Raw genomic sequence first — 12,724 nt, forward strand, 5'->3', positions numbered from 1 at the left:
GCTAATCTAAACCTCAGGTAAATTATGAAGCAAACGATATTTGTGGCGACTTTACTATTGATATTGTCTGGGTGTCAGAGTACGACACCACAATATTATTACGGTTCTTACGAACGTAACCTCTATGAGTTCTTTCGAGGTGATGGGCAGTCGCTTGAACAGCAGATCAGTCAGTTAGAGTCAAGCATTGCGCGCGCCGAAGTAAAGCAGATAAGTCCAGCACCAGGCATGTATGCGCATCTCGGTTACTTATATTTAATGCAAGGGGATGACAGCAAAGGTTTTGCGTATTTTGAACAGGAAAAACAACTGTATCCTGAGTCCAGGCAATATATCGACTTTTTACTAAAAAATGCACAGGGAGAATAAGATGAAATGGATTAAAGCGAGCTTGGTGCTTTTGACTTTTGCCTTATTGAATGGCTGTGCGACGGCTCCTAAGCAGGATTACAGCGCTTTTATTCAAAGCGATCCTAAGTCGATACTGGTGTTACCGCCTATCAATAATTCCAATGAGGTGGTTGCGCCTTACGGGGTCATGGCGACAGTGGTGAAGCCACTTGCAGACTCTGGCTATTATGTTTTTCCAGTATCTTTGGTCAATGAGACTTTTAAAAATAACGGCTTAACTGTGGCTCATGATGTTCACAATGTTGCGATAGACAAGCTCTATGAAATCTTTGCTGCCGACGCTGCTTTATACATAGAGATTCAAGATTATGGTACGTCATACGTTGTATTAGATAGTGACACTACAGTCGCGCTATCGGCAAGGTTGGTTGATTTAAAAACTGGCCAAGTAATTTGGCGTGGTAAGTCAAAAGCGTCAAGTAGTGAAGACAGAGATGACCGTGATAACAGTTTGGCTGGCGCATTGATTGGCGCGGTACTAAATCAGGTGATTGAAAGCACTTCAGATAAAGGATTTGAAGTTTCACAGAAAGCATCACAGAGATTATTATCAGCGGACTCAAGCAGTGGTTTGCTTTATGGCGTGCGCTCACCTAAGTATGGGCAGCCGAAGTGAGCCACTAATCCCAATAATAATTGAACTGTAATGAAAGTCGGGATGTTTCTGCATAGTCCCAACCAATTCTTACATCGGATTGAGGCGAAAGCTGGTTTGCGAGCTCAAGTTTGATATGTGCTGCGTGATGAGTGTTTTTCGAGATAGAGGTTCTGAATGCAAAAGAATTATTTAGCCTTGAAAGTAAGCCAACTTCAATACCTGGGCTGAGATAGTAATTGTTATTTATAGAAAAAGTTTCTATTGTTGCGAGAGCAAATGTGATGCTGCTAGCATTTAGCAGATGGGCGTAGCCTGCAGCAGTATTTAATCCAACAAAAGCGCAATCATTACAATAAGCCTGCAGCTTTTCATAGCCTAAGCGTAGGCGCCAAGCCCAGTTTTGGTTATCAAACCCTTTTGCATAGCTTGGATTAAAGGACTCTAAATCCAGCACGTCAAACTTGTAAATATCAATGTCGTTATCAGCTAGCGCAAGTTCTACATCCAGCATTTCTAAGTTTGAAAATTTAACTCTAGCAGTGTCTGGAGAAAGCGAATCAAAATATGTCAATCTAAAGCCAAACCTCGCGGTATACTCTGAATCGGACTGTGACTGAATGGCTAGGCTTACTTTCGACGGTTTTGTTGCTAAGTGTGGTGCTTTGTCACTTGGTGTTATAGCCAAGAGAGATTTCGCCTTACTGATGCCTGCTGGAAGCTTTATTCGTTCTTTTAGCAATACACGTTTAAACTCGCTGTTGCGTTTCTCGTCTCTTTCTAAGGTAAGTTGCAGCTGTATAAAGCTCATCAATACTTCAAGTAATATTACTTTTTGCTCAGTTGGAAGCTGTTGATACTTTTCATTATTAAAGTCTTTTTGATGGTGATAAAGATGGATTGCCAACGATCTGAGCTCAGGACTTAATTTTTCATATAGGTTGTAGAACTCACTGCTTGTTGAAGGAATATAATGAATCGCTGACACTAAAGAATTATCTTGGTGCTTAGCTTGATTCAATCTATCAAAAATAGTGACAGGGATCACCCAAGGCGGTAGGTCAGCCGTTAATGGCTTATCAAGCACAAGTTCAATAAGTTGTGCGATATGAAATGCGCAATTTTCGTCAGCAAAGTAATAATCAAATTGAGCGTTTAGTAATTCCCAAAGGTGTTTTGTAATAAATTCGACTTCATCTGATGTTAAATTTAATTTGTACTCCCAAAGGTCACGCAGCTCGTCCGCACTGTAGTTATGGTGATGATGAAAAAAGCGCTGATCTGAAAAGCCAGCCTGATAGCCGCCAAATAATCCTTTAGTTATATAAACTAACCCATTCTCTTCCTCTGGAACGATTGCGCCATAATTGACACTCCGGTCTAACAGGATATTGTGAGCTGATTCAGAGCCGATTTTAAGTAACATATGCCCATACAGCGAGGCCGGGTTGCTCATGTATCCAGAGGCAAACACTAAGCTGATAGAATCCCAGTCACCTTCATTTTTCCATTCATCAAAAGCCACGCAAGCTGGCGCTTTTGGCAACGAAACGCCTTGGGATCTTAGCCACTTGGCTCGAGCCGGAAATTGGCACTGTGAACTAGGCTCACGTTGAAAAGCTGCAATAGTTGCATTAAGTTCGTTAGCTGGTGAAAATTGGGTGTGATCAGATAGAAAAAAAGAAGCTGATTTTATTAAACTGTGGCCATCTTTCTTTAGGTGGAGAAGTTTTTGCCACGTTGTGTTTTGAGCCAGCTCGTTGGTATCAAAGCTTAATGTGGCTGTACTATAAAACAGTAAGCTGTAAGCTGTATATTTAAGAACGGTCTTCATCAAAAAAGTGAGCACAGCGCTAGATGTGCTCACCTATGCTATTTAGCTTGCGTTACACTGAGCTGAGTAGCTAGTCGAAACGCGAGTTTCTACGATGTTGTATAGTGCTTCAGCGTTATTTGCAGGCTGCGCTGCGTAGTCATTTCTGATAGCGGTTACGATGTCAGCTGTTGCTGCTGCGTCACAGCCACGTACTGCTAACATCGCAGATACGTATTCACCTTGGCCTTCCGCAATTTCTTTCTCAAGTGTAGGGAATGTTTGCTGAATAAACATTGCAGTTTTTACTTCACGACCAGCACAAGATTCTACAGATGAAATCTTTGTAGAAACAGCAGTCGTACCAAGGTCCCAAATGATATTCGAAATTGCAGCAGCAGCACCATTATCTGGGAAGATGATTGCACCGATACCACATTCTTGCCAAGGGTTTACAGAATCAGAAGCGTGTGCAGCTAGAGGGGCAGTCATTGCGCCAACGACGATCGCTGCAGCTAGAGTAGTTTTAAACATTTTACATCCTATAGTTGTTTTTATTTCGCCTAGTCTTCAAAGGCGGAACGGGATTCTATAGGTTAATTTCTAATTCCACAACAATAAACCTCCCACACTTGTAAAATTGTGTAAATGCCTCAGGCGGCTTTAGGCTACTGCTGCTATATTCAATACACTTGAATGATTTTGGTGCTTATCATGGCAATAATTAGTGAATTTAGACCCGGTTATTTTTGTTGGATTGAATTGTGTTCAAGCGATTGGCAGTCAGCAAAACCCTTCTATAGCCAACTATTTGATTGGCAAATTCTAGACCAACCCATTGGTGAAGATTATTATTACACCATGTTGCAAAAAGAAGTCGATGATGTCGCAGCGATGTATCAGATGACCGCTGAACAACAACAGGGAGGCATGCCTAGTCACTGGCTTGCTTATGTGGCGGTAGACAATGTCGATGAATGTCTAAACAAAGCTAACGAACTCGGTGCTGAAGTGCTTGCAGGCCCTCATGATGTCCCAGGGGCAGGGCGGATGGTAATGTTAAAGGAGCCAGGTGGAGCGGTGTTTGCGTTATGGCAAGAGGGTGGCCATATTGGGACGCAACGTCATCTTGAAGCGAATACCCCTTATTGGTTTGAGCTAGTGAGTAAAAACAGCGCCAAAAGTCGTGACTTTTATTCCGCATTATTTGGGTGGAAAATCGAAGTCAAAGACATGGGAAATATGGACTACACCTTGTTCAAAGTAAATGAGCAACCCGTCGCTGGCATGTTAGAAATGACGGCTGAATGGGGTGAAGACATTCCTCCGCACTGGATGGTTTACATTGCGGTATTGGACTGCGATAGTAAAGCTGAATATGCCCAAAAGCTTGGCGGAGAAATTTGTGTACCGCCGACAGATATACCAGATGTAGGTCGCTTCAGCGTGATAACGGATCCTCAAGGGGCGGTATTCTCTATCATAGAATCTGCCATGGATGATATTTCAACTTAATGCATTTCTAATTCAATCACTTTGCCATGGCAAGTGGCGAAGCTCTCAGAGAGCCGGTTTAGAATAGTATCGCGCTCTCCACTACTATTTAGCTGCTTGATAGACGCTGTTAATTTCGGCAGTAGGTCTTGGTGTTTACGATTGATATAGTGATAAATAGGATAACTCGCATCTCGTAGCCTACGCACATAAACTGTGGCGAGTCCTGACTGACATAGCGCACCAAGAGCAAATAAGTCATCAGCTAAAATTTGTTCTACATGACCTTTTTCAAGTGCTTGAAACGCAGAAACATCGTTAGAGACCGCGTTACAGGTCAACCTTTTACGCTGACAAACTTGCTCCGTTATTAAACTGCCTTGTATTACCACATAGTCTTGCCGGGTCGACAAAGTACAATGCTCCTTCTTGAGACAAAACACCGCCATTTGCACGGTTGCAAGTGGTTCGGGTATTTGCAGTAAGTTAGGATAGGCATTTGCAATAGCGCTAGTGCGTCCTGCCTCCGCATCATAAAACCCTTGATCTACATATTCTAATCCGCGCTCACTGGGTAACACGACAAGTGTGGGCGTGATGTCCAAAGGTGCGTATATTTTTTGCATGAGTTGTGCGATTTGCTGTTGGCCAAGCTGATAAGCGACCAGCTCACTGACATTGATTTGGTAGGCGAACGTCGCCTTGTGGATAAAGAAAAGCAAGAGGGTGCTAAGTGCGAGTTTCACAACATATCCTTACGGTTGTCAGAGTTATAACTGTAGCAAAGTTGTCAGAAAGTGAAAAAGTACATCATAAAAATGAATTCAGCCAGGATTGACCTTGAGTTTAGTAAACTCATACCAATTGTAATAGTTTGAGCATAAAAATCGTGAGGAGAAGGATATGACACTACATGTTTTGGTGACCGGTGCTAATCGTGGGATTGGATTAGAGTTTTGTAAACAATACTTATCTCTAGGCTGCAAAGTAACTGCGGTTGTTCGCAAAGCATCGGCAGAACTAGAATCTCTAGGCGTGGATATCATTGAAGATATAGATGTTGCGACGGAAAATGGCGCGAAAAAGCTATTGGCGGCATTGGGCTCGGAGAAAATAGACATTCTTATTAATAACGCTGGGGTATTTCATAACGAAACACTAGTGGAAATGGATTTTGAAAATATCGACCACCAATTTAACGTTAATGCGTTAGGACCAATTCGAGTCACTCATGCACTGCTCGATAACCTCAAAGCAGGTAGTAAAGTTGCCATGATCACAAGTCGTATGGGTTCGATTGCAGATAATGGTTCTGGTGGTTACATTGGTTATAGAATGTCGAAAGCTGCACTGAACGCGGCGAGCGTAAGTATGGCTCACGAGCTGAAAAACCAAGATATTGCTGTTGGACTATTCCATCCTGGCTTTGTGCAAACGCAGATGGTGGGATTTGCAGGTGATATTGGTCCAGATGTTGCGGCGGAACGTTTAATTAAGAGAATTGAACACCTAACTATCGAAAACAGTGGTGGCTTTTGGCACTCCAATGGAGACACGCTTCCTTGGTAATCAAGCAGGGCGCATCGTCGCCCCCCTTTTCAGCCATCAGCCATCTAACTGTGCTAATATAAAGCAAATACTCAGATGGTCACCTTTGATGGAATTACAACAAGATACCCCATTATCACTGCCGCTTTTTTTGTTAGACGACAACATCGAGAATCGTGATATCGACTCTCCAGATGCTGAAGTATCAGTGATGTTGAGTGAGAACCTCCTTGCTCATTTGTGCCAAAACCCAAAAGAAGATGAGAATATTAGCTTGCATATTGATGACTATGCGCTCAACAACATTAGTACGACAGTGACTGAGTTGATAGGGGCAGAGCATCAGTTGCAATTGCTCATTAATCGCGGGCCTATTCTCAGTGCTGTACTGAGCACCAGTAGCGATGCATTATTTGTCTCGCCTCCAGTAGAAATGATGCCGACTTTTGATCTTGGGCTGGATGACGACGAGGGCGAGTAAATGTCTAAACGTGCACTGTTTTGTGCGGTGGTTGTCGCCGTGCTTTCTGGCTGTGTGGCTTTGGGTGTGTCTAAATATGATGATATGTTTGGACCAGAGCAACCCCAAGCACGAATCGAACAATATCACCAAGGCGGTGCACGTTACTTACAAAGCGTGAAGCCCATTTTGGAGTCGCGTTGTGTGGTTTGCCATGGTTGTTATGACGCACCCTGCCAGCTCAAATTGTCATCTCCAGAAGGAATAGATAGGGGATTGTCGAAGGAATTAGTGTATGACGGCACACGGTTGTTAGCACAAACACCAACCCGGCTGTTATTCGATGCCCAAACCACGACACAGTGGCGCGAGCGTGGTTTTACCCCAGTGCTGAATGAGCGCAATCAATCTGAATACAGCAACCTAGCTGGAAGTGTGCTTTATAATAGCTTGCTGTTAAAAATGTCTCATCATTTTCCTGAGCAAGGCATCTTGGATAAAGAGTTTGATTTCTCTTTAGATAGAACGCAGTCTTGCCCAACCATGGATGAATTCACTACCCTTGCGAAACAACAGCCTCATGCGGGTATGCCCTACGGCTTACCAGCGCTCACGCATGATGAATTCAAAACCTTGGAAGCCTGGCTGCAAAGTGGCAGTAAAATGAGCCAGATTGCAAAGCCAAGTGTTGCAGCACAAAAAGAAGTGAAAAAGTGGGAACAATTTCTTAATCAGGACTCCAATAAGCACCGCCTTGCCGCGCGTTATATTTTTGAGCATTGGTATTTAGCTCATATCTACTTCCCTCACTTGGATGACCCTGCGTTTTTCCAATTGGTACGCTCAAGCACGCCGCCTGGCCAGCCAGTCGCGCTGGTGAGCTCGGTACGTCCGTTTGACGATCCTAAGATCGATAGAGTGTATTATCGATTGATGCAAGTGCGCAGTACCATTTTGTCAAAAACTCACATGCCACTGGCATTGAACGACGCTAAGCTATCACGGTTACATCAGCAATTTTATGCAGCGGATTATCACGTGGATGAACTGCCAGGTTATGAGCCAGAGCTTGCAGCAAACCCATTTAAGGTATTCAAAGATATTCCGGTCAATTCTCGTTATCAATTTATGCTGGATGAGGCCGAGTTAATTGTAAAAGGCTTTATCAAAGGCCCTGTATGTCGAGGTCAAATAGCGCTTAACGTCATTAACGACCATTTTTGGGTGGCGTTTGTTGATCCTGAAAAAAATAGCAACGAAGCGGTGAACCAGCTGCTGCTTAAACATGATGAAGATTTGGTGCTACCTGCGGCTGAGCAAAGTAATGCGTTACCGCTTTCCAGTTGGGCTAAATACGCCACTAAGCAGCAGGATTACTTACGTGCCAAAACAGAGCTTGCAGATAAGATGTTTGCCGATGGGCAGCGTCTCAATATGGACTTGATTTGGCGTGGAGAGGGGGAAAACCCGAATGCAGCATTAACTATCTTCCGTCATTTTGATAGCGCAACGGTGGTTAAAGGTTTTATCGGCCAGCCTCCCAAAACAGCTTGGGTATTAGACTATGCTTTGTTCGAGCGCATTCACTACTTGCTGGTGGCGGGTTTTGACGTGTATGGCAACATTGGTCATCAGCTTATCACACGCTTATATATGGACTTCTTGAGGCTTGAAGGTGAGCAAAACTTTTTAAATCTGCTGCCACTTAGTCATCGTCAGGAAATTAAACGCTATTGGTATCGTAAGTCACACTTGAGCTTAAGTGAGTTTATCAATCGCAAATCACTAATCGGTGCGCCAACGGGGATAAAATACGAAACGGACGATCCAAAGCAAGAGCTGTATGACAAACTGCATGCTGTGCTTAAGCCCGTTCTAAATAGGGATTATGACTATCAAGCCGTCGGCAAGCCACTGCAGGCACTCAATAGCATGTCCGTTAGGGCGATTAATTTGCTTCCACAGGTCTCGTTTATTATTACTAAGCAAAGTGACGGTTCACATCAAGCGTTCTCGCTATTACACCATAATGCCCACTACAATATCTCCAGTTTGTTAAATGAAGAAGGGCAAAGAGCGTATACCGAAGATACAGCGACGATTGTGCCAGGTTTTATCGGAGATTACCCAGAGGCAATTTGGTATTTAGAAAGCGAGGCAGCACAAGAGGACTTCGTCTCATCATTTAGCCAAATGAATAGTGAGTCTGATTACCGAGCGCTACGAGCGCAATATGGGATCCGCAGGACTCACCCAGAGTTTTGGCGTTACAGTGATTTAATCCACGATATTGCCAAGCAAACACGTGGTGTTGAATATGGTTTATTTGACTATAACCGTTTAGAAAACCGCTAAAAAATGGAGTCTTCGGACTCCATTTTTTATGTGCTTTTCCTATAGTTGACTAGCTGCTTTGACCGCAGCTAGTAGCACGCTTTCATCCAATCTCACTTTGTAATTTGGGTTTGCGTATTGAAATTGGATCAAGCCCTTCTTATCGACTACAAATACCGCCGGCACCGGCAAGGCAACTTTATCGTTCCCCTCAAAATCAACAAAATTTACGCCCAACTTGTTGCGATAAGCAAGGGCTGTTTTATCATCTAGAAAATAGGCGAGACCTAACGCTTGGCTCATACGCATTTCGCTATCAGACAACAGTTGGTAGTGAGGGGATTCAATTGTACTTTTTGCCAGCGCCTCAGGTGAGTCTGGTGCGATAGCAATAATTTGTGCCCCCATTTTAACAAGCTGTGGTTCAATTTCTTGGATCCCCGCGAGCTGTCTTGAACAGTATGGACACCAGCCACCACGATAAACCACCAGTACGGTGATATTTTCTTTATAGCGTGTCGCGAGGTCAACAGTTTTACCTGACTTATCTTTGAGTTGTAATGCAGGGGCATCAATGCCTGGAAGGAGTGGGCTCACTTGCTCAGGTGCTGCGGCGATATTAGTGATTTCAGCTGCGCTGACAAAGGCTGAACAAGCCAAAGCGAGCGATAAAATAAAATGACGCATAAAAAGTTCCTAGGGTTTCAAGTTGATATCGACTCAGAAGACCTAAGCGCTGGCGAAAATCTTTCACTTCGGTATGATATCGCTCGTAATTGATTTCCATGAAGAGAGAGCACAATGTCTGCAAACATCACTAAGCTTGTGGTTATGCTAGAAATGCAACATGCCATGAACACCAAAGTACACCAACAATGGTTTGAACAAGGGTTTGAATGGTACCGCGCAATTTGGGTTGAGTGTGCAGAAATGCTAGATCACTACGGCTGGAAATGGTGGAAAAAGCAAACGCCAGATACTGAGCAAGTGATTTTAGAGCTAGTGGATATTTTTCATTTTGGCTTGTCTTTACGTATCGATGGCGAAACGTCATTTGAGCAATTAGCGACTCAATTAGAGGCTGAATTGGCAAAGCCAACTACCGCAGAAGACTTCAAGGAAACCCTTGAATTACTTGCAAGTGCGGCTGTGACCAAACGTGAGTTTGATGCCCATGCGTTTGCGGGATGTATGCAGCAAATCGGGATGTCTATTGACGATCTATACCGTGGATATGTCGGTAAAAACACGCTTAACTTCTTCCGCCAAGATCATGGCTATAAAGATGGCTCTTACATCAAGGTATGGAATGGCCAAGAAGATAACGAACACTTAGTCGAAGTGGTGAAAAGTCTAGATACAGCGCACCCAGACTTTAAAACACACGTGTACGACGGCTTAAAAGCTCGCTACCCAGCTTAATCTATAATAGGTAGCAAGGTACGGTAATCGGAGACTGAAAGATATTCAGTGATCTCTCGCTCTGGTTGCCGACTATCAGGATTAGCAACAGCAAGTAAATGGCCAATACCAAACTCTTGCGCAGCATTTAACACGCTAATGCTATCGTCCACAAATAAAGTGCGGGACTTATCAAAGCCCAAATCACGCTCTACCTGTTGCCACAACATTTGACTTTCCTTACTTACGCCATATTCATGGGTTGAAACCAATTTGTCGAGATACTTATCGAATTGGGTACGCTCAATTTTCAAACTTAGACTGTTTGGGTGAGCGTTGGTCAACAAGATAAGCTGTTTTCCACTCTCTCTTAAGGCCTCTAAAAACGCTGGTACATCCTCACGAATGGAGATCAAGTGTTGTACTTCACGTTTAAGCTCCATAATAGGGAGCTGTAGCTGCTCCTGCCAATAATCTAGGCAATACCATTCTATCTGGCCCATTACTGCGTCATAACGCGCGAGGATGTCGGCCCTTGCAGCCTCAAGGGTTAAGCCTTGACGTTTTGCGTGTGCCTTAGGCACAACGTCGAGAAAAAAGTGATTATCAAAATGGAGGTCGAGTAATGTGCCATCCATATCTAACAAAACGGTATCGATATTTGACCAATTTAGCATAGGCATTTAACTTCAAAGGCTTTATGATTAGGTTATTCGCCATGATAGCAAATAATGATCTATGTCACATAAAAAGCATCCCACACCACCAGAAATTTTAGCTTGCGACGTCGTGGCTAAAAGCAAATTATTCACGGTAGAAGCACTTTCGTTATCTTTTTCGAATGGCGAGCAACGTGAATACGAAAGAGTGCGTGGCGGTGGCCGTGGCGCAGTAATGATCGTGCCCATAACTGCTGATAATGAGCTATTATTAGTGAGAGAATACTGTGCAGGAACACATGACTATCAACTCGGCTTTCCCAAAGGGCTAATTGACCCTGGCGAAACCCCGGTGGAAGCGGGTAACCGAGAGCTAAAAGAAGAAGTGGGTTTTGGTGCAAATGCTTTCTCTGAACTCAAAGTAGTGTCACTGGCACCGAGTTACTTTAATGCTAAAATGCATATTTTGGTCGCTAGTGAACTTTACTCAGAACAGCTTGAAGGTGATGAGCCAGAGCCACTGGTAGTAGTGAAGTGGCCGCTAGATAAATTATATGATCTGTTACATCAAGAGGACTTTACCGAAGCAAGAAGTGTCGCGGCACTACTGTTATTAAAAGCACATTTGAATCTGGAGGCGTAAATTGCAGTCCTATTTAGAGCCTTGCATCGCACTGGCACAACGTGCCGGTGAAGCCATTATGGCAATCTATCAAGCTGATGATATTGGTAAAAAAGAAAAGTCTGACCACACTCCTGTTACTGCCGCAGATTTGGCATCTAATGAGATCTTAATGGCGGGTCTTGCTGAAATAGCACCTGACATTCCGGTAATGTCTGAAGAAACACCAATTCCACCATTGAGTGAGCGACAAGATTGGCAGCGCTACTGGTTACTCGATCCTATGGATGGCACAGGGGAATTTATTCTTGAAAGCGGTGACTTTGCCGTCAATATTGCGCTAATCGAAAATAATCATCCTGTGTTAGGCGTCATTTACTGGCCATCTCAAGGGCTGACATATTACGCGAGCAAAGATGAAGGTGCGTTTAAACGTAGTGACTCAGGCGAAAGTAAACGTATTTTCGTCTCGCCACGAGAAACGCTGACATTGGCAGTAAGCCGTAGACAAAAGCTTGAAGCGGTAAGCCAGTACTTAAATAGTCAGTTCGACACCGTGGCACTTGGGTCATGTTCATTAAAAGCCTGCATTATCGCAGAAGGTAAGGCGGATTGTTTTTTACGAGTAGGACCAACGGGAGAGTGGGATACTGGCGCGTCACAGATCATCGTGGAAGAAGCCGGGGGTTGTATTACCGATGCTGAGTTTAACCCGTTGACCTACAATCGACGAGAAACTACCGAAAACCCAGACTTTATTGTTATGGGGCATCCCGATTGGCAATGGCAAAAGTTGATCAGTCCACATCATCGAACGATAGAATAAATAACGGCTTAAGTTGAAGGTTGTGGGATTTTTGCGCACTTGAATTGTTTTAAGCATTAAATCCCTTGCAATAAAATTTTAATCCATTATTATAGCGGCCTCTTGAAAAGGAAGTCCTTTTTAAGAAAATACAGGCGCGGGATGGAGCAGAATGATAAATCATTCGTCGAGCTCGCTAAACCTGGAAAGAATCGAAGGTCGTCGGTCTCCGACGAAGAATAGATTCACAAAAATATACAGGCGCGGGATGGAGCAGCCTGGTAGCTCGTCGGGCTCATAACCCGAAGGTCGTCGGTTCAAATCCGGCTCCCGCAACCAACATCAGTTGGATGTATAAAGTCTCAAGTACAAGACTAAAAATTAAGTACAAATACAGGCGTGGGATGGAGCAGAATGATAAATCATTCGTCGGACTCGCTAAACCTGGAAAGAATCGAAGGTCGTCGGTCCCCGACGAAGAATAGATTCACAAAAATATACAGGCGCGGGATGGAGCAGCCTGGTAGCTCGTCGGGCTCATAACCCGAAGGTCGTCGGTTCAAATCCGGCTCCCGCAACCAA

At 43.9% G+C, this 12,724-nt stretch carries 14 protein-coding genes and 2 tRNA genes; 11 read left to right on the forward strand and 5 right to left on the reverse strand.

The window, feature by feature from the left end; all coding sequences use genetic code 11:
* The first annotated feature begins 24 nt into the window (after positions 1 to 24).
* Entirely contained in the window at positions 25 to 369 is a 345-nt protein-coding gene (locus EXT48_RS00685) for a DUF4810 domain-containing protein (RefSeq protein ID WP_017219344.1), read from the forward strand.
* 1 nt (position 370) lies between these two features.
* On the forward strand, positions 371 to 1,027 hold the full coding sequence (locus EXT48_RS00690; protein ID WP_130163314.1) for a DUF799 domain-containing protein: 657 nt from the start codon (positions 371 to 373) through the stop codon (positions 1,025 to 1,027).
* Positions 1,028 to 1,031: 4 nt separating this feature from the next.
* Here the strand turns inward: EXT48_RS00690 and EXT48_RS00695 are convergent, their stop codons facing one another.
* Entirely contained in the window at positions 1,032 to 2,552 is a 1,521-nt protein-coding gene (locus EXT48_RS00695; RefSeq protein WP_240703329.1) for a DUF4105 domain-containing protein, read from the reverse strand.
* 330 nt (positions 2,553 to 2,882) lie between these two features.
* Entirely contained in the window at positions 2,883 to 3,353 is a 471-nt protein-coding gene (locus tag EXT48_RS00700) for a DUF3015 family protein (protein ID WP_130163315.1), read from the reverse strand.
* A gap of 180 nt (positions 3,354 to 3,533) precedes the next feature.
* Here EXT48_RS00700 and EXT48_RS00705 point away from each other — a divergent pair, with 180 nt between their 5' ends.
* On the forward strand, positions 3,534 to 4,334 hold the full coding sequence (locus EXT48_RS00705) for a VOC family protein (RefSeq protein WP_130163316.1): 801 nt from the start codon (positions 3,534 to 3,536) through the stop codon (positions 4,332 to 4,334).
* Here the strand turns inward: EXT48_RS00705 and EXT48_RS00710 are convergent.
* Positions 4,331 to 5,059 carry a transporter substrate-binding domain-containing protein gene (locus EXT48_RS00710; RefSeq protein ID WP_130163317.1) on the reverse strand — a complete coding sequence of 243 codons (729 nt, stop codon included), beginning with the start codon at positions 5,057 to 5,059 and terminating at the stop codon, positions 4,331 to 4,333. The two genes, EXT48_RS00705 and EXT48_RS00710, sit on opposite strands and share 4 nt — an antisense overlap.
* Positions 5,060 to 5,216: 157 nt before the next feature.
* Here EXT48_RS00710 and EXT48_RS00715 point away from each other — a divergent pair, with 157 nt between their 5' ends.
* From EXT48_RS00715 to EXT48_RS00725, 3 genes are read left to right on the forward strand one after another with little or no spacing between them, the layout of a single operon-like run.
* On the forward strand, positions 5,217 to 5,882 hold the full coding sequence (locus EXT48_RS00715) for an SDR family oxidoreductase (RefSeq protein ID WP_102055880.1): 666 nt from the start codon (positions 5,217 to 5,219) through the stop codon (positions 5,880 to 5,882).
* On the forward strand, positions 5,860 to 6,342 hold the full coding sequence (locus EXT48_RS00720; protein ID WP_240703330.1) for a hypothetical protein: 483 nt from the start codon (positions 5,860 to 5,862) through the stop codon (positions 6,340 to 6,342). The genes EXT48_RS00715 and EXT48_RS00720 overlap by 23 nt, the downstream gene beginning before the upstream one ends.
* Positions 6,343 to 8,676: a fatty acid cis/trans isomerase gene (locus EXT48_RS00725; protein WP_130163318.1), complete on the forward strand. Its 2,334-nt coding sequence runs from the start codon at positions 6,343 to 6,345 to the stop codon at positions 8,674 to 8,676. It begins immediately after the preceding gene.
* Positions 8,677 to 8,715: 39 nt separating this feature from the next.
* Here the strand turns inward: EXT48_RS00725 and EXT48_RS00730 are convergent, their stop codons facing one another.
* The gene (locus EXT48_RS00730; RefSeq protein WP_130163319.1) at positions 8,716 to 9,342 is read right to left on the reverse strand and encodes a peroxiredoxin-like family protein; all 627 of its coding nucleotides are present in this window, start codon (positions 9,340 to 9,342) and stop codon (positions 8,716 to 8,718) included.
* A gap of 114 nt (positions 9,343 to 9,456) precedes the next feature.
* On the opposite strand from EXT48_RS00730, the gene EXT48_RS00735 reads away from it, so the two are divergent.
* The gene (locus tag EXT48_RS00735) at positions 9,457 to 10,077 is read left to right on the forward strand and encodes a dUTP diphosphatase (RefSeq protein ID WP_017219351.1); all 621 of its coding nucleotides are present in this window, start codon (positions 9,457 to 9,459) and stop codon (positions 10,075 to 10,077) included.
* Here the strand turns inward: EXT48_RS00735 and yrfG are convergent.
* Complete coding sequence (gene yrfG / locus EXT48_RS00740) at positions 10,074 to 10,733, reverse strand: GMP/IMP nucleotidase (protein WP_045989426.1); 660 nt, start codon at positions 10,731 to 10,733, stop codon at positions 10,074 to 10,076. The genes EXT48_RS00735 and yrfG overlap by 4 nt on opposite strands.
* A 61-nt stretch (positions 10,734 to 10,794) precedes the next feature.
* Here yrfG and nudE point away from each other — a divergent pair, with 61 nt between their 5' ends.
* The 4 genes from nudE to EXT48_RS00760 all read left to right on the forward strand — a co-directional run bounded on the left by nudE (position 10,795) and on the right by EXT48_RS00760 (position 12,723).
* A complete protein-coding gene (gene nudE / locus EXT48_RS00745) occupies positions 10,795 to 11,358 on the forward strand; it encodes an ADP compounds hydrolase NudE (RefSeq protein ID WP_095728586.1) in 564 nt (187 codons plus the stop codon).
* 1 nt (position 11,359) lies between these two features.
* A complete protein-coding gene (cysQ, locus tag EXT48_RS00750) occupies positions 11,360 to 12,163 on the forward strand; it encodes a 3'(2'),5'-bisphosphate nucleotidase CysQ (RefSeq protein ID WP_095728585.1) in 804 nt (267 codons plus the stop codon).
* 241 nt (positions 12,164 to 12,404) lie between these two features.
* Positions 12,405 to 12,481, forward strand: a tRNA-Met gene (locus EXT48_RS00755).
* Positions 12,482 to 12,646: 165 nt separating this feature from the next.
* A tRNA-Met gene (locus EXT48_RS00760) sits at positions 12,647 to 12,723 on the forward strand.
* Position 12,724: the final 1 nt, after the last annotated feature.

It is taken from the genome of Pseudoalteromonas sp. CO348 (assembly GCF_004208845.1).
In the GTDB taxonomy this organism is placed as follows: Bacteria; Pseudomonadota; Gammaproteobacteria; order Enterobacterales; family Alteromonadaceae; genus Pseudoalteromonas; species Pseudoalteromonas maricaloris.